Annotated in this window: 16 protein-coding genes; all 16 read right to left on the reverse strand. The window is 28.8% G+C overall.

Going from position 1 to position 16,435, the window contains the following annotated elements; translation table 11 throughout:
• Positions 1–4 precede the first annotated feature (4 nt).
• Positions 5–685 (reverse strand): ZIP family metal transporter, encoded by a 681-nt coding sequence (locus CDIF1296T_RS18075; protein ID WP_003425887.1) that lies wholly within the window; start codon positions 683–685, stop codon positions 5–7.
• Positions 686–813: 128 nt separating this feature from the next.
• The gene (gene prfA / locus CDIF1296T_RS18080; protein ID WP_003421389.1) at positions 814–1,878 is read right to left on the reverse strand and encodes a peptide chain release factor 1; all 1,065 of its coding nucleotides are present in this window, start codon (positions 1,876–1,878) and stop codon (positions 814–816) included.
• 43 nt (positions 1,879–1,921) lie between these two features.
• A complete protein-coding gene (prmC, locus tag CDIF1296T_RS18085) occupies positions 1,922–2,770 on the reverse strand; it encodes a peptide chain release factor N(5)-glutamine methyltransferase (protein ID WP_003437849.1) in 849 nt (282 codons plus the stop codon).
• 17 nt (positions 2,771–2,787) lie between these two features.
• A complete protein-coding gene (locus tag CDIF1296T_RS18090; RefSeq protein WP_003421392.1) occupies positions 2,788–3,681 on the reverse strand; it encodes a DUF1385 domain-containing protein in 894 nt (297 codons plus the stop codon).
• A 144-nt stretch (positions 3,682–3,825) separates the two neighbouring features.
• Positions 3,826–4,026 (reverse strand): 50S ribosomal protein L31, encoded by a 201-nt coding sequence (gene rpmE, locus CDIF1296T_RS18095; protein ID WP_003421397.1) that lies wholly within the window; start codon positions 4,024–4,026, stop codon positions 3,826–3,828.
• 152 nt (positions 4,027–4,178) lie between these two features.
• Positions 4,179–5,783, reverse strand: coding sequence for a transcription termination factor Rho (rho, locus tag CDIF1296T_RS18100; protein ID WP_003437851.1), 1,605 nt, complete (start codon positions 5,781–5,783; stop codon positions 4,179–4,181).
• A 499-nt stretch (positions 5,784–6,282) separates the two neighbouring features.
• A complete protein-coding gene (gene galU / locus CDIF1296T_RS18105; protein WP_009898715.1) occupies positions 6,283–7,248 on the reverse strand; it encodes a UTP--glucose-1-phosphate uridylyltransferase GalU in 966 nt (321 codons plus the stop codon).
• Between the two features lie 113 nt (positions 7,249–7,361).
• Positions 7,362–9,254, reverse strand: coding sequence for an oligoendopeptidase F (gene pepF / locus CDIF1296T_RS18110; protein ID WP_009898717.1), 1,893 nt, complete (start codon positions 9,252–9,254; stop codon positions 7,362–7,364).
• Between the two features lie 350 nt (positions 9,255–9,604).
• Complete coding sequence (spoIIE, locus tag CDIF1296T_RS18115) at positions 9,605–11,977, reverse strand: stage II sporulation protein E (protein WP_009898719.1); 2,373 nt, start codon at positions 11,975–11,977, stop codon at positions 9,605–9,607.
• A gap of 89 nt (positions 11,978–12,066) precedes the next feature.
• Positions 12,067–12,987, reverse strand: coding sequence for a Ppx/GppA phosphatase family protein (locus tag CDIF1296T_RS18120; RefSeq protein ID WP_009898721.1), 921 nt, complete (start codon positions 12,985–12,987; stop codon positions 12,067–12,069).
• Positions 12,988–13,099: 112 nt separating this feature from the next.
• Positions 13,100–13,384, reverse strand: a complete 285-nt coding sequence (locus CDIF1296T_RS18125) for an FtsB family cell division protein (protein WP_003437861.1) — start codon at positions 13,382–13,384, stop codon at positions 13,100–13,102.
• 5 nt (positions 13,385–13,389) lie between these two features.
• Positions 13,390–13,923, reverse strand: coding sequence for a spore cortex biosynthesis protein YabQ (gene yabQ / locus CDIF1296T_RS20130; RefSeq protein WP_003425904.1), 534 nt, complete (start codon positions 13,921–13,923; stop codon positions 13,390–13,392).
• A complete protein-coding gene (locus tag CDIF1296T_RS18135) occupies positions 13,924–14,178 on the reverse strand; it encodes a YabP/YqfC family sporulation protein (RefSeq protein WP_003421411.1) in 255 nt (84 codons plus the stop codon).
• 61 nt (positions 14,179–14,239) lie between these two features.
• Positions 14,240–14,482 (reverse strand): RNA-binding S4 domain-containing protein, encoded by a 243-nt coding sequence (locus CDIF1296T_RS18140; protein WP_003421412.1) that lies wholly within the window; start codon positions 14,480–14,482, stop codon positions 14,240–14,242.
• A gap of 71 nt (positions 14,483–14,553) precedes the next feature.
• Complete coding sequence (locus CDIF1296T_RS18145; RefSeq protein WP_003421415.1) at positions 14,554–14,832, reverse strand: HU family DNA-binding protein; 279 nt, start codon at positions 14,830–14,832, stop codon at positions 14,554–14,556.
• A gap of 88 nt (positions 14,833–14,920) precedes the next feature.
• Complete coding sequence (gene yabN / locus CDIF1296T_RS18150; protein ID WP_009894031.1) at positions 14,921–16,369, reverse strand: bifunctional methyltransferase/pyrophosphohydrolase YabN; 1,449 nt, start codon at positions 16,367–16,369, stop codon at positions 14,921–14,923.
• Positions 16,370–16,435: the final 66 nt, after the last annotated feature.

The following is a 16,435-nucleotide window of genomic DNA, read 5'->3' on the forward strand; positions in this document are numbered from 1 at the left end:
AATTTTATATATAATTTACAATCATTGTACCTAACAAGAAACCAATTATACAATACACACTTTTTGAATGTGGAAAAATTTCTTCCAATACAACATACATCATAGTACCTCCTGCTGTAGCAAGAAATACTCCTATAAGAGAAGTAAATACTCCTCCAAAATAAACACCTAAAAAACTTCCTAGACCCATAGGTAATCCAGCTATTACAGTAAACAAAATAACTTTACTTAGTTTCATTTTATTGCAAACTAAGCCTAATGCCATAGCTAACCCTTCTGGTATATTATGTAGACCTATAACTATAGCAAGTGTAATACCTAAACTTTCAGTTGACATAAAAGAAGAACCAATGGCTAGTCCTTCTGGTAAATTATGTAGTAATATACTTATGAATATAAGATATCCAGATGCCATATTTCCAGACACATCTAATTTTGTTTTTATGTACATAGTTATGAGAGCTCCAACAAACGTAAATATAACTGTATTGATTATCCCCATTTTGTCCATGGATTCTTTCATTAAATCAAACACCACTACAGCCAACATTATTCCACCAGATAATCCCATAAAAAAACTTAGATATTTATCGACCTCTCTTTTAAAAATGGCTGATATTACTCCTCCTAATCCTGTCCCTATAACACCTGCCAAAAGCCCAATTATTGTTACTTTTAGTATCATATAACCCTCCTATACTTGTATATAACAATTATATACAATAGAATATGATAACATGACCTAAAATGCAAAATAGCTGTTTCAAAATAGAAAATAATTTCTAGGAAGAAACAGCTTCTTTAAAACATTACTTATATTGCAGTCATTTTTTCTGTTTGGTCAACAGTAATTAAAGCATCTATCATTTCATCTATATCTCCATCTAAGAATGCATCTAACTTATATAAAGTTAAATTTATTCTATGGTCACTTATTCTACCTTGAGGGAAATTATATGTTCTTATTCTTTCTGACCTGTCTCCTGTTCCGACTTGGCTTTTTCTTTCTGCTGCTATATCTTTGTGTTGTTCTGCCAATGCTTTATCGTAAAGTCTAGCTTTTAATATTTTTAAAGCTTGCTCTTTATTTTTTAATTGTGATTTTCCATCTTGACAAGATACTACTTCACCTGTAGGTATATGTGTTACCCTAACAGCAGAGTCAGTAGTATTGACACTTTGTCCTCCATTACCTGAAGAACGGAAAACATCTATTCTTAAATCATTTGGATTTATTTCAACCTCTACATCTTCAACTTCTGGTAATACTGCAACAGTAGAAGTTGATGTGTGTATTCTTCCACCAGATTCAGTTGATGGTATTCTTTGAACTCTATGAACTCCAGATTCATACTTTAATCTTGAATAAGCACCTTTACCTTTTATCATAAAAGATACTTCTTTATATCCACCAACTCCAGTATCACTTGCACTCAATAATTCTATTTTCCATCTTCTTCTTTCAGCATACCTTGAGTACATTCTAAATAAATCACCCGCAAATAGAGCTGCTTCATCTCCTCCAGCTCCACCTCTAATTTCAACTATAACGTTCTTATCATCATTAGGGTCTTTAGGCAATAATAGTATTTTTATTTCTTCCTCCAGAGGTGCTACTTTTTCTTCCATCTCAGCTAACTCCATTTTAGCTAATTCTCTTAATTCTTCATCTGACTCTTCTTGTAAAATTTCTTTTGATTCTTTTATACTATCTAAAACGCTTTTATACTCTCTGTATTTCATAACAATAGGTTCCAAGTCAGCATGTTCTTTTATATATTTCTGCCAAACTTTTTGATCATTTATTACATCCGGATCACCTATTTTTTCACTTAAGTCTTTATATGTATCTTCCAATACCTCTAATTTTTTTAACATACTTTCACCTCGATTAAATGTAACATATCAATTGTTGATTATATCATATATTGTAACCTATAACAACTCTATCAATGCCTTGAATATCCTTCTTTGTATATATTTTTTTATATCCATTACTTTTCATAATATTTATTACATCTTCAGCTTGATTATGACCAACTTCATATGCTAATATTCCACACTTATTTAAATATTTCTTACCTTGTTCTGTTATTCTTCTATAAAAGTCTAATCCATCTTCTCCACCTTCAAGAGCATTATATGGTTCATAATCTTTAACTTGTTTGTGCAGAGTTTCTATATCTTGTTTTTTAATATATGGTGGATTTGAAACTATGATATCGAATTTTATGTTACTATCACTTATTGCTGTAAATAAATCAGAATTAATATACTTTATTTTTTCACCAACTTCATTTATAATAGCATTTTTTTTAGCTATTTCTAATGCTGTCTCTGATATATCAAAAGACATGATTTTAGAATTTTCAATGTACTTTGCTAAACTTATTGTAATAGCTCCAGAACCAGTTCCTATATCTAATATACTTACATCTTTTTTTTCTCTACATATTTCAATTATTTCTTCTACTAAAGTTTCTGTATCTGGTCTTGGAATCAATACGCCTTCCTTAACAAAAAAATCTAATCCCATAAACTCCCTATTTTCAACTATATATGCTATTGGTCTTCCATTTAATCTTTCTTCTGCAAAACCCATAAATTTTGTTTTTTGTTCTTCAGTTAGCTCTTTATTCAGATTTAAGTGAATATATAATCTATCAACACCCAATGTTTTTTGTAACAATAACTCTGTATCTAATCTTGGAGTATCACTTATATCTTTTAGTTTATCTGAATATTTAATAATTATATCTTTTATCGTCATAACAAATATCCTTTTCTCTAATCTACTACTGCTTTCAATGCTTCCAAAGCAACCTCTAATTGCTCATCATCAGGCTCTTTTGTTGTAAAATATTGCAACATCATTCCTGGATATGCAATAATTTTAGTAAATCCATTATCATATTTCCCAAGAACTCTAATTACCTCATAAGATAAACCTGCTACTATAGGCACACATATAATTCTCATAAATATTCTAAGAATTGGATTTGGCCAACCAAAAAATGCAAACAATATTATTGATACAGCCATAACTATAAATAGGAAATTTGTACCACATCTAGGATGTAATCTTTTAAATTTTCTAGCATTCTCTACTGTAAGTTCTAAATCATTTTCATAGCAATATATAGATTTATGTTCTGCTCCATGATATTGAAAGACTCTTTCTATATCCTTACTTCGTGAAATCAATACTATATATGCAAATAATATAGCTATCCTTATGATTCCTTCTATTAAATTAAGCATAAAATCATTAGGCATTACTTTAGAAAAAGCTCCTCCTACCAATGTAGGTATAAAAATGAATAATCCAGCAGAAAGTAACATTGCTATGACCAATGAAAATATTATAATTATATCATTTGCCTTATCTTTAAAAATTTTCTTTATAAATAAATCAAATTTATCCTCTTCAGCTTCTTCCATAAAAAACTCTGAAGAAAAGTTTAAACTTTTTATGCCTTGAATCATTGTATCTATCATAACAAAAGAACCTCTAACAAAAGGTATCTTATCTATATTCTTATCTCTTACCCAACTTTTTATTCTATCTTCTTTTAGTGCTATTTCTCCGTCACTTTTTCTAACAGCTACCGCTCTTTTGTCTTTTGACTGCATCATTACACCTTCAATAACAGCTTGCCCACCTACAGCTTGTTTTGCCATCCACTCACCTCATTTTATTGTATTTAGAATACTCAATTTTACATATTTATTATTATAATACAAAAAGACAATTTAAAGTAGAATATGAATGTTTTTTTGTAATAAAATAGGAGTTGGCTTCCTCCAACTCCACTTTTATAAAAATTAGTCCATTTTGAATCTTTTCTTGAATTTGTCGATTCTTCCACCTTTTTCTATGTTCTTTTGTTTTCCTGTATAGAATGGATGGCACTCTGAACATATTTCAACTTTTATTTCGTCCTTAGTTGAACCAGCAACAAATGTGTTCCCACAAGCACAACGCACTTCAACTGGATTGTATTTTGGTTGTATTTCCTTTTGCATTATAGTCACCTCTTCTCTTTATTTAAAAAAATTAATTATATTAACTTTCTTTTTACATTATCAACTACATTATTATAGCACAACTTATTATGCCATTCAAGTGATTTTTCTATTAGTTTATATAATCCATATTTGCATTTGTATTATTGATTTTACAAATTCTTTATTGATTTTACAAACTCTTTATTGTCCTTAGTTCTCTTTATAAGTTCAATGACTTTATCTGTAATTTCCATTACTGAATTATTACTCATTTCTCTTCTTAATCTCCAAAGAGCAGTCTTTTCTTCATCATCAAGCAATAAATCATCTCTTCTTGTACCAGACTTGTAAATATCTATTGCAGGGAATATTCTTTTTTCTGCTAATTTTCTATCTAAATGTAACTCCATATTTCCTGTACCTTTAAATTCCTCAAATATTACATCATCCATCCTAGAACCAGTTTCAACCAATGCTGTTCCTAATATTGTCAAAGAACCACCCTGTCTAATATTCCTTGCTGCACCAAAGAACTTTTTAGGTCCATGAAGTGCACCAGGGTCAATACCTCCAGATAAAGTTCTACCTGTAGGAGATATTGTAAGGTTATATGCCCTTGCCAATCTAGTTATACTATCTAGTAAAATTACTACATCTTTACCATGTTCAACTAATCTTTGAGCTCTATTTAACACCATCTCTGCAACCTTGACATGATGACTTGATACTTGGTCAAAAGTGGAATATATAACGTCTCCTTCAATAGATTCTTTCATATCAGTAACTTCCTCTGGTCTTTCATCTATAAGGAGTACTATAAGTTCAACATTTGGATGATTTTTAGCTATGCTATTTGCAACGCTTTTTAAAAGAACTGTTTTCCCAGCTTTTGGAGGTGCTACTATCAATCCTCTTTGTCCTTTTCCTATAGGTGAAATTAAATCTATAATTCTTGTAGCTATTTCATTTCTATTAGTTTCCAGTGTAAGTCGTTCTTCTGGAAATATTGGTGTTAATGTCTCAAACGCATTTCTTTGTATAGCTGTGTCAGGGTTTTCATCATTTATTTTTTGAACATATAAAAGTGCTCTAAATTTCTCTCCACTTTTTGGATGTCTAGTTATTCCCTTAATCTTGTCTCCTGTTTTCATATTAAATCTTCTTATTTGAGATGGTGAAACGTAAACATCTCCTTCAGTAGACAAATAATTTGAACCTCTTAAAAAACCAAATCCATCTGGCAGAATTTCAAGTACACCTACTACTTCATCCTCTTTTGATGTGTTAAATTCATCTACTATCTTAGATTCATCAACTTGTTTAGGCATATAATAGTTTTTATTATTATTTCTGACCATTCTATTAGATATATTTGATGACTTATTGCTATCATTTACACTCGTTGTCTTATTATAGTCATTTCTTTGATTTCTATGTTCTTGGTTTTGGGAAATATTTTGGGTATCTATTTCTTTCTTGTTGTATGATTTGGTAGGGCTCTTATATTCAACTTCTTTTTCTATACTTTCACGCTCTATATTTTCTTTTCTATTCTTTATGTCTTCTTTAATATCTTCATTTTTTTCTTTAGTCTCTTCGTTTACTTTTTCCTCATTTTTACTTTTGGAATTTATAATCTCAATTAACTCATTTTTCTTATATGTAGTAATTGATTTTATTTTTAATTCTTTAGCTATCTCTCGTAGCTCAACTAAGGTCTTACTACCTAATCCTTCTAATACTTTATCATCTAAAATCAAAAAAATCCTCCTCATCTATATATTCATTTATATACATACTTATTTTGGAAATTGAAGGCATGAAAAAGAAAAGTTTTATTTAAACAGTTAAGTCTAATAATATCATTATTTATATATTATGGTCAATAAATAAAATTTAAAACATTATTACCTACTATATTACTGTATTTCAAGTCCAATCTTAGCACGTTTTTATAAATTTATCACTATATTTATATCTTATAATAATATTTTCCTTTAAAATATGCAACTATTATAAAAATTTTTTTTTACATTTATAAATTCTAAAAACCATATATAACTAAAATATTGTAAGTTTTTGACTACATCAAGTTATATATGGTTTTTATATTTATGTATATCAACTGCTGTCATTTATCTTATTACATAGTTGCAATCATACTCAAAACAGCTGTTATACTCGTTATTACGAGGATTCCCACAATCCCAACAGCTATTATTCTATTAATTCTTTTCTGACTTGATTTTGCCACCATACATCACCTTTCATTAATTATTTTTGAATTTCAAGTTCTCTAGATTCATTGACTTCAATTAAATCTATTTTTTCATCTGTATTATTGTATAACACATTGTTATTTTTATCAAATTCACTACATACATGTTTCAAATATTTTATAAAATCTTCCTTAAGGTCTTCTTTCTTTAGAGCAAAGTCAACAGTAGCTTCTAAAAATCCTAGCTTGTCCCCAACATCATATCTCTTGCCTTCAAAATTGTATGCATACATAGCTTCTTTCTTAGATAATATTTTTAAAGCATCTGTAAGTTGTACCTCTCCACCTTTACCTGGTGGTAAATCCTTAAGAATATCAAAGATTTCAGGAGTTATTATATATCTACCTAAAATAGCAATATTTGAAGGAGCTTTTCCTGACTCTGGCTTTTCTACCATGTCTTTTACCTTGTAAACTCTACCTTCTATATTTTTTGCTTCTATTATCCCATATTTATTAGTATCTTCTTGATTTACCTTTTGAACACCCAATATTGTAGTTCTATATTCCTCATATGCATCTGTTAGTTGTTTTAGACAAGGTACATCATTATCTACAATATCATCCCCTAACATTACTGCAAACGGCTCATCACCTATAAAATGCCTCGCACAATAAATTGCATCTCCCAACCCTTTTGGCTCTTTTTGTCTTATATAATGTATGTTAATCATGTTAGATATGTTTTGTACTACCTCCAACAATTCTTTCTTACCTTTTTTCTCTAAATCAAGTTCCAATTCTACAGATTTATCAAAGTGGTCTTCAATAGATTTTTTATTTCTACCTGTTATTATTAGTATTTCCTCTATTCCTGAGGCCACAGCTTCTTCTATTATGTATTGTAGAGTTGGCTTATCAACTATTGGTAACATCTCTTTTGGTTGTGCCTTTGTAGCTGGCAAAAATCTAGTTCCTAAACCTGCTGCTGGTATTACAGCCTTTTTAACTTTAACTTGCATAGAATCATCTCCCACTAATTAATAAATAAAAAGTCCTATCTTGATAGGACTTTAAACTTTTAGTATATTTTATCATTAATTCGATATATTTACCATGTGGATTACAATAATGTTTATAATAGCTTTTCAAGTTCTGCTACTAAACTATCAAATTTTTTGATTGTATTTTCTATGGGTTTTGTATTAGTTAAATTTATGCCACTTGATTTTAACAAGTTTATTGGATAATCTGAACTTCCCTTTTTAAGAAAGCTCATATAGTTATCTGAACCATTCTTTAGGATGTCTTGGGCAAAACTTACTCCTGCACTACAACCTGTAGCATATTTATAGACATAGAAACTATTATAAAAATGTGGGATTCTAGCCCATCCGACCTTAGATAATTGGTCTAATTCATAGCTTTGTCCATAATATTTTTTAAGAAGTTGTCCCCAAACATCATTTAATACTAATGCGTTTACACTTTTTCCTTTTTCTACTAACTCGTGTATAGTTTTTTCAAATTCAGCATACATAGTTTGTGTATAAAGAGTATCTTTTATCAAGTCTAAATACTGTGTTATATAATAAGCTTTTTCATCATTGCCTTTAGCTTCTTTTATAAGCATCTCGTAAAGTAATGCTTCATTCGTTGTAGATGCAACTTCGTGAGTAAATATAGACGGATTTGAATTAAAATAATTCTGATTCTTAGAACTTAAATATTCATATACAGCATGTCCAAGCTCATGTGATAAGGTCGAAACTGAACCTAATGAATTATTATAATTTAAAAGTATATATGGATGATTTTCATAAACAGATAAGCAGTATCCACCACTTACTTTATTTTCATGTGAATAAACATCTATCCATTTTTCATTGAAAGCTTTATATACTACATCATTGTATTCTTTTCCTAAAGGTGACAACGCTGAATATACTATACTTTGTGCCTTTTCATAATTAATATTATTGTCAACAGCCTTAACCATAGGCACAAACATATCATATGAATGAACCTTATCTAATTTTAATACTTTTTTTCTTAAATCTATATATTTGTGTAGACTGTCCATATTACTATTTACAGTCCTTATCAAATTATTGTATACTTTTTCATCTACATTATCAGATTCCAGGTACATTTCTAAAGAAGACTCATAACCTCTTTCCTGAGAATAAAAAATATTCTTTTTAACTTGACCAGTAATTAAACCTGCAATTGTATTTATATTATCATTGTAAGTTATAAGTTCATCTTGATAAGCTTTTTTTCTATTTTCTCTATCTGATGACTCTAATTCACTCGCATATTGAGCTGGTGTCAAATTAGTTTTTCTATCCATATTTCTAAATAATTCATATACTTGGCTTGGAAGACTACTTATTGAAGATACTTTGCTTAGAATATCTTCTGATTTATCATCCAAATAATGTACTTTATTCCTTCTTATATCTCTTAAATATGCACCATATTTCCTATTTATATTTTTATTTGAAATAATTTTCTTGTAATCTTTGTTTGATAATTTTAGTATTTCTAACTCTAAATCTGAACAAATCCCCATATAATTCCCATAGGATTTACTCATACTATCATTCATATCTAAGTACTTATACGAATTTTTATTAGTATCTTGTTTTAATTTTACATAGGCAGAAAGTTTATTTAGTCTTATATCAAGTTTTTCTTTAATGTTCAAGGCAAAAGACAAATGTGTTGGCGATTTTGTTACTTTACCTATGTAATTTTTCAACTCTTTAGTATCTTTATCAAAACTCTTAAGTTCTTTTTTCCATTGGTCATCACTTTTAAACAAAGATTGCAAATTCCAACATGTTTTTTCATAGTCTATTTCTTGTTTTTTTTCAGCATCATCTTCAGTATCATTATTATTCATGACAGTAATTGCTCTGTCATTATTCTTTTGATATCCTTGGTCAGCTTTTATACTTATTATTAACATGCAAAAAATAGAAATAAATAAAGGTATTATTGCTTTGCACAATTTTCTATTCATAAAAAGCCATCCTTTCAATAAGTTTACTTAATAATAGGATGGCTTTTTTTAGATATATTATTCAATTATTCATACTATATAAATAAATATCGAATTAATAGTTATCCACATAATAATCAACATATTCACAGGTTTTCTTTACTTAGAAATTTAGTTATTTCAACATGAATCTCTTTTGATAATAGCTTTTGTTTTTTCTTTTTTTACATTTTATTAACATTTCTGCCATACTTATCAACAAATTTTGTTGATTTATATGTTATTTTTGTTAATAACTATACTTTTTTCAAAAGTCTATTAACATATTATACACAAGTTATCCACATCTTATACACATAATCTTGTAAACCTTATTTTGTACATATTTTCGTAACTAAAACAGTCATGTCATCTTCGATTTGTAACGCTTGTAACTCTAATGCTCTATCCAATATTAAATTTGAAATTTCCTTTGGATTTGTAGTCTCTATATTCTTTAAGAAGTATATTAACCAATTGTCTCCTAAATTGTTATTTCTTCCTGCATCTACAATTCCATCAGAAACCATTATAACATAGTCTCCTTCCTTAACTTTTACATTTTTTCTATCAATTTTTACATCTGATAATATACCCACAGGTAATGATGATGATGATATTAAGTCAACTTCTCCATCCTCTCTTTTTATATAAGTAGAACACGCTCCCATCTTTATAGTTTCTAAACAACCTCGTTTTAAATCTAAAATTCCCAAATCCAGAGTTGAAAACATCTCTTCTGAAGATTTTAACAACAACATATTGTTTATAGTATCAATGACTATCTCATCTTTAATTTTTGCATCTATCATTTTTTCCAGTATATCAATAGTGGCAGAAGATTCTTCATATGCTTTTTTACCCTTTCCCATACCATCACTTATAGCCATCATGTATTTACCATCATTTATCTCCATGTATGTGTAATTGTCTCCACAAAGGATATGCCCATCCCTTGACATTGCTGAAACTTCTGTAACAGCCTTATATTTTTGAGATTTAACGAATGTTGCCTTGCATTTACCTCCTAAACAGTGACATCCTATTTTTCTAACAGACATATTTTCACCTACTAGGTCTGAAATTATATTTACAATTTTATCTTCACACATACATCCATCATGGCAAGTTTTCTTTTCTATTGATATTTCAAACTCACTGTTACTTTTTGTTAAGTAACTTACTTTATCAACTGTTATATCATATCTTTCTAACTGTTCATATATATTTTTTTCCTTTTCTATATCTAGCATTATGTCGCCTTCTAAATCTTGAGATAAGGATTTAATGGATTTTGAAATACTTCTTATCTGATTTGCTATTAACTTTCTACTTTCTGAAAACTTCACACTCCAATCATAATCTAATACAAACATTTTGTAATAGTGATTTGATATTTTCACTATTGACTCTGGTTTCATACATTCCTTTCTAAAATTTTTAGGTATATCGTTTAGACTTAACTCCCCTTTCTCCTCAATTTTTTCAAGAATGTTATATATCATAGTGTATGTATGATTAAATCTTGACTCCCAGCACATTCTTCTCATACTACAACTTTTACATTCATCATTATGAATCATATCTATTACATTAGCTATGTCTCTTTGGTCTAGCACTTTGTCTTTTTCTCTTATCTTATCAAATGTATCTGCAAGGTCATCATAAGTTTTATAAATACTGTTCAATCTGCTATTAGTTAGGTTTTTGCTTCTCATAATATAATCGTATACGATTTCATTTGAAGCCACATTACTTTTTATTAATTTTTCAATCTTATTAAATAATCGCTCTGGCAATACTAGTACTATCAAACAACCTAATAGTATATCTCTTAATTGCATCATATTAGAAGTAATACCAGAAGTATATAGGTATATTATTGTCCAACTTAGAATATATCCTAGTATACAGAAATATTTATTTATTTTATTAAATGCTCCACTTATTAATCCTGAAAAAGAATATATCCCCATATAAACAGCTGATGTCATATTATTTAAAATGGATGCTACACCAATAATTACACCACTAGATGCTCCCATGGTAGCTCCACCTACTATTGAGGTCAGCAATATCAATACGGTCGATAAAATGGTCCTTATTGATATTCCAAACAGAGATATATCTCCTATTCCCATTATGCTAAAGGTTAGCAGTAAACTTATTGATATGGCTTCTTCTGTCCGTACAGACATCCTATTGTTGACATTGGCCATTAAACCTATCCCATAAGAAAACACATATATAGATATAAACATTATTATTGCTTCTACTCCTGCTATAAGAAGACCATATACATACCTATTTGAAAAGAAAGCTTGTCCCATGGAGATTGGAAGTAGTATTATTGCACCTATAAATGCAACCTTAGCAATTGAATCTGATAATTTTAATTTTTTATTCATAGCCATAAATATTGTAAGGCACACAGCATATTTTGCTACATTTCCAAAATCATTAGATGATAACAATATTCCTAATAATGTTGATATGAATACAGGTATCTTGTACTTATCAATCTTTGATGCACATATAAAAAAGGCAATTCCTAAAGGAGCTACAGAGTCTACTATAATAGACCTACTAAGTAAAAATCCCATCACAGCGAATGCCGCCGTAGTAAAATCAATATATCCGCTTATTAATTTTATGACATTTGGTTTTACAGTCTTATTCTTCACAACTGCTACACTTCTTTGCATAAAAAAACCTCCTCTTTTGTTTATATTAAGAATTGTAACAAAGAGGAGTAATTTTTTTTGTCATAATCGGTTTTAAAAATCAAAAAATATTAATACATTTTTTTTGACTTTTGACATATTAAGCCTTCCAAATTATCGTATTCACTTACGGTTATTTCTTCTATTTCTAATTTTTCCATTATTATATTCAATATTTTTACACCAGCAGTTATAATATCCGCACGTTTTTCTTGTAGCCCTTTTAAGTTCTTTTTATCACTTAATGTCATCTTTATTAATTTTTGTAGAATTTCTTCTATTTCTTTTTTGTGTATTTTACTATTATGTATTTTTTCCATAGAGTAAATCTCTAATTCTTGATTCATTGCTGATAATGATGTAATCGTACCTCCTATACCTATAAGAGTTTTTAATCCTCTGTCTTTTATATGATTTAACGTTTTATCAATCTCACCATATATAAATGAACTCATAGCTTCAAACTCTTCATCTTCAATAATATCGTGCTTCAAAAACCTCTCTGTCATCCTAAGAGCACCTACATTCTCACTTTTATTAAATATAATTCCTTCTGAATCACCTACAATAAATTCTGTTGAACCTCCTCCAATATCTATAACAATAATAGTATCATCACCTTGTATTCCTTCTAAAACACCCTTAAAGCCCAAATTTGATTCTTCTATTCCCGTAACTATATCAACATCTATTCCAGTTTCTTCTTTAGCTAATTTAACAAAGTAATCTCCATTTTTACTGTCTCTAAGAGCAGATGTCCCCATACAATAAATTTTTTCACACTTTTCATCATTACACTTATCAGAAAATTCTTTTAATGCTTTTATATTTCTTTTGATAGCATCTTCTTTTATATATCCTTTACTATCCACACCATAACCAATTCTAGTTGTATTAACAAATTTTTTTCTGTTTATAAAATTCCCATCTCTATAATCTGCTATCAATAATCTCATTGAGTTTGTCCCAATATCTATAGCTCCTACTTTCATTATGAAATTCCCTCCTCAATAAAAACAAAAAGCCATCCTTAACTGAATGACTTTTTTATTAAATCTTAAATTTTAAAATCAATACATCTGTAAACTTATTAGCAAGTTTTAATCAACGATTTATGTCTACATAAACTGTTTCATTTGGTTTTACCATATTCAATCTTTTTCTTGCTATATCCTCTAAGTCTCCTTCATATGATTTTTCATCTTTCTTTAAGCTGTTTATTTGTATTTCAGTCTTTTTTAATTGTTTATTTAGACTTGCTATTTCTTTTTTATATTCCTTAGCTTTTGTATACTCAAATACAAATCCTGTCATCATACTAAAAATTGATATTCCTAAAAATAAACTGATAACAATAATCTGTCCTGAAAATTTTTTTCTTAAGTTCATTTTTCCTACACCCTTTTTTTAGTTTTATTTTTTTTCTTCTTAGGTTTTGATTTTTTCTTGTTCTTTAATTTTTTATTTGATTTTCTTTTTATACTTTTTCTTGTTGCTATAAATATGTTTGGTATATAAAATATAATATCAAATAGTAGGTGTAGTGAATAGATTATAACGTAATACAAATTATTTAAAAAACTGACTATGTAATGTGTAACTTTTTTAAAAGAATTTCTCACAAAACGAATTATTTTATTGATAATTGATAAAACAATTTTACTTATGGTGTTATAGTATAAAATAAAACCAATAAACAAAGCCACAAAATGATAATATCTTAAATCAAAAAATTCTGTAAGGTTTATTGTTACGAATATTATAACCGTAGCTAGAAACCAAAACAATACATCAAAGATTATAGCAAAATAATTGATGAATTTAAAATTCCCTCTTAGCCCTCTATAAAAATCAAACAACACCCCTATGAGTATTCCACCATAAATAGTAGCATAAAAAATGCTTACATCTTGAGTAAAAGGTATCATCTATCTAAATACCTTTTTCAAGAAACTCTCTTGTGGCTTTTTAGGCTTTGCATATACCATAGAATTTATAGTTCCATCTATGCTAATTATATTTTCGTCTATACTTAGCTTGCTCATATCTAGGTTTTCGCCTTCAATTACCATCTCGCCTACAGAAGTTTTGAGCTCTACTCTTTTGTCATTAAAAGAGTATATGTGCTCGACTCCCGAAATAACCAGCTTTGATCTATCTTTCAAAGTTATGTTCTGTTCCATAATATCCCCCCAGTAAATATTTCAATAATACTACTATTAATATACTAGAGGACTATTAATTTTATTCTAAAATTTCGTACATTTCTTTTGCATCATTTTTTAATACATGCTCTTTTACTTCATTTATCTTAAACTTCATCTTCTTCTCTCCAAATTGTATTTCTAATGTATCTCCAATATTCACCTCTGAAGAAGATTTAGCAACTTTTCCATTTATAGTGACAATCCCTTTATCACATGCATCTTTAGCAACAGTTCTTCTTTTTATAATCCTAGATACTTTTAAAAATTTATCTAATCTCATAATTATCACCTTCCTTGGTTCTATAGAAAAAGTGTGGCAAATTTATCCACACTTTTTCACAAGATTTCTAATTATCCATTTATTATATCCTTTAATCCTTTTCCAGCTTTGAAAACTGGTGCTTTAGAAGCTGGTATATCTATAACTTGCTCTGGATCTCTTGGATTTCTTCCTTGTCTAGCAGCTCTTTCTCTTGTCTCAAATGTTCCAAATCCAACTAATTGAACTTTTTCATTATTTACTAGTGCATCTTGAACAGAACTCATAAATGCGTTTAACGCAGCTTCTGCTTCCTTCTTTGTTAATCCACTTTTTTCTGCCATCTTTGATACTAATTCAGCTTTATTCACGATATTTACCTCCTAAAAATGTTTATAATATAGACTTCTATCTTTGTGATAAAAGTTCTAGATTTTTGACAAATTTCCTTCCACAATTTTATTGTTTTTTAGCCTGATTCCAAAACTCATCCATCTCTTCAAGTGTCATGTCTTCTAATTTTTTATTCAAGTTCATTGCACTTTTTTCTATAAAGTCAAATCTATTTATGAATTTTTCTGTAGTACAGTTCAAGGCTTCTCCTGAGTCTATGTCTAAAAATCTAGCTAGATTTACTATCGAAAATAATAAATCGCCTAGCTCTTCCTTTATGTATTTTATATTCCCGACCCTGTGTTCGTCAAGTAATTCCTGATATTCTTCTTCAATTTTTTTAAATACATCTTCTACATTGTCCCAATCAAAGCCGACAAGTGCTGCTTTATGTTGAACTTTACTAGCCTTCATAAGAGCTGGTAAATGTTTTGGTATCCTTCTAAGGCCATCTGTTATAGTACTTTCGCCTTTCTCTTCTTTCTTTAATTCTTCCCAAGTTTTCTCAAACTTAGACATATCTAATTTTGCACCACTAAATATATGAGGATGTCTATGAATTAATTTTTTACATATGCCATTTACTACTTCTTTTAAATCAAAGTAGCCCTCCTCATTTCCTATCTGACAATGGAATATAACCTGTAAAAGAACATCACCTAACTCTTCTACCATTTCATCTATATCATTATTATCAATTGCATTACAAAGTTCATATGCTTCCTCTATAACAGAATTTTTTAATGATTGATGTGTTTGTTTTTTATCCCATTCACATCCAGATGGACTTCTAAGTGTATTAACTATTATTTCTAAGTCATGTACTGTATTATACATCTTTTTAGAACTTTTGGGTATATATAAGCTAGTTAAATAGTCAAAAAAGTTTTCATTTCTGTCTAATTCACAAAGCTTTATAAACTTTTTACTTTCTAAATCTTTGACACCTGCTCCATTTACTATACATACTTCTTGATTATAGTCATAATGTTCCATAAGTTTTAACTTTACATTAGATGCTATAAATTTATCATATACCTGAGTTATTATCATGCTTGTATCCAAGTCTATATATGAATTTTCTATTTCAAAAGCATCTACCAGTTTAAATCCCTCAGATGGGTCTATAGCCAAATAGTTAAACATAGCGTCTACAAAGCTCATAGAAGGCAATATTTCTACTGCTATGTGCTTTTCATTGGCTAATCTCTCTATTATACTTACAGTCTTCTCTGCAACTCTTGGATGACCAGGAACAGCATACACTAGGTCACCCTTTGCTGATTCTTCTATGATAAATTCAGATATTTTCAAATAAACATTATCAAAATTTTCCTCTTTTTCATAAAAGTAGTCTAAAGAAGTGTATTGTATAGTTTCTTTAAGTTTATCAATTATTGGATGTTTCTCTGTTCTAAAAAAAACTTTAGGGCTATTTATTAAAGATTCTAACACACCTTGGCTTATAAGAGAATAGTCTCCTGGTCCAAGACCTACAATACTTATCTTACCCATAACATCACTCCTATTAGCAAATTTCACTTTATTTTTATATTATTATACAAATAAGGAGATTTACTA

This window comes from Clostridioides difficile ATCC 9689 = DSM 1296 (assembly GCF_001077535.1).
In the GTDB taxonomy this organism is placed as follows: Bacteria; Bacillota; Clostridia; order Peptostreptococcales; family Peptostreptococcaceae; genus Clostridioides; species Clostridioides difficile.

Excerpts from the sequence above, each read along its gene's own strand:
- CDIF1296T_RS18075 (WP_003425887.1), bottom strand. The coding sequence starts at position 685 with ATGATACTAAAAGTAACAATAATTGGGCTTTTGGCAGGTGTTATAGGG.
- prfA (WP_003421389.1), bottom strand. The coding sequence starts at position 1,878 with ATGTTAAAAAAATTAGAGGTATTGGAAGATACATATAAAGACTTAAGT.
- prmC (WP_003437849.1), bottom strand. The coding sequence starts at position 2,770 with ATGACGATAAAAGATATAATTATTAAATATTCAGATAAACTAAAAGAT.
- CDIF1296T_RS18090 (WP_003421392.1), bottom strand. The coding sequence starts at position 3,681 with ATGGCAAAACAAGCTGTAGGTGGGCAAGCTGTTATTGAAGGTGTAATG.
- rpmE (WP_003421397.1), bottom strand. The coding sequence starts at position 4,026 with ATGCAAAAGGAAATACAACCAAAATACAATCCAGTTGAAGTGCGTTGT.
- rho (WP_003437851.1), bottom strand. The coding sequence starts at position 5,783 with ATGAGGAGGATTTTTTTGATTTTAGATGATAAAGTATTAGAAGGATTA.
- galU (WP_009898715.1), bottom strand. The coding sequence starts at position 7,248 with ATGCAAGTTAAAGTTAAAAAGGCTGTAATACCAGCAGCAGGTTTAGGA.
- pepF (WP_009898717.1), bottom strand. The coding sequence starts at position 9,254 with ATGAATAGAAAATTGTGCAAAGCAATAATACCTTTATTTATTTCTATT.
- spoIIE (WP_009898719.1), bottom strand. The coding sequence starts at position 11,977 with ATGCAAAGAAGTGTAGCAGTTGTGAAGAATAAGACTGTAAAACCAAAT.
- CDIF1296T_RS18120 (WP_009898721.1), bottom strand. The coding sequence starts at position 12,987 with ATGAAAGTAGGAGCTATAGATATTGGGACAAACTCAATGAGATTATTG.
- CDIF1296T_RS18125 (WP_003437861.1), bottom strand. The coding sequence starts at position 13,384 with ATGAACTTAAGAAAAAAATTTTCAGGACAGATTATTGTTATCAGTTTA.
- yabQ (WP_003425904.1), bottom strand. The coding sequence starts at position 13,923 with ATGATACCTTTTACTCAAGATGTAAGCATTTTTTATGCTACTATTTAT.
- CDIF1296T_RS18135 (WP_003421411.1), bottom strand. The coding sequence starts at position 14,178 with ATGGAACAGAACATAACTTTGAAAGATAGATCAAAGCTGGTTATTTCG.
- CDIF1296T_RS18140 (WP_003421412.1), bottom strand. The coding sequence starts at position 14,482 with ATGAGATTAGATAAATTTTTAAAAGTATCTAGGATTATAAAAAGAAGA.
- yabN (WP_009894031.1), bottom strand. The coding sequence starts at position 16,369 with ATGGGTAAGATAAGTATTGTAGGTCTTGGACCAGGAGACTATTCTCTT.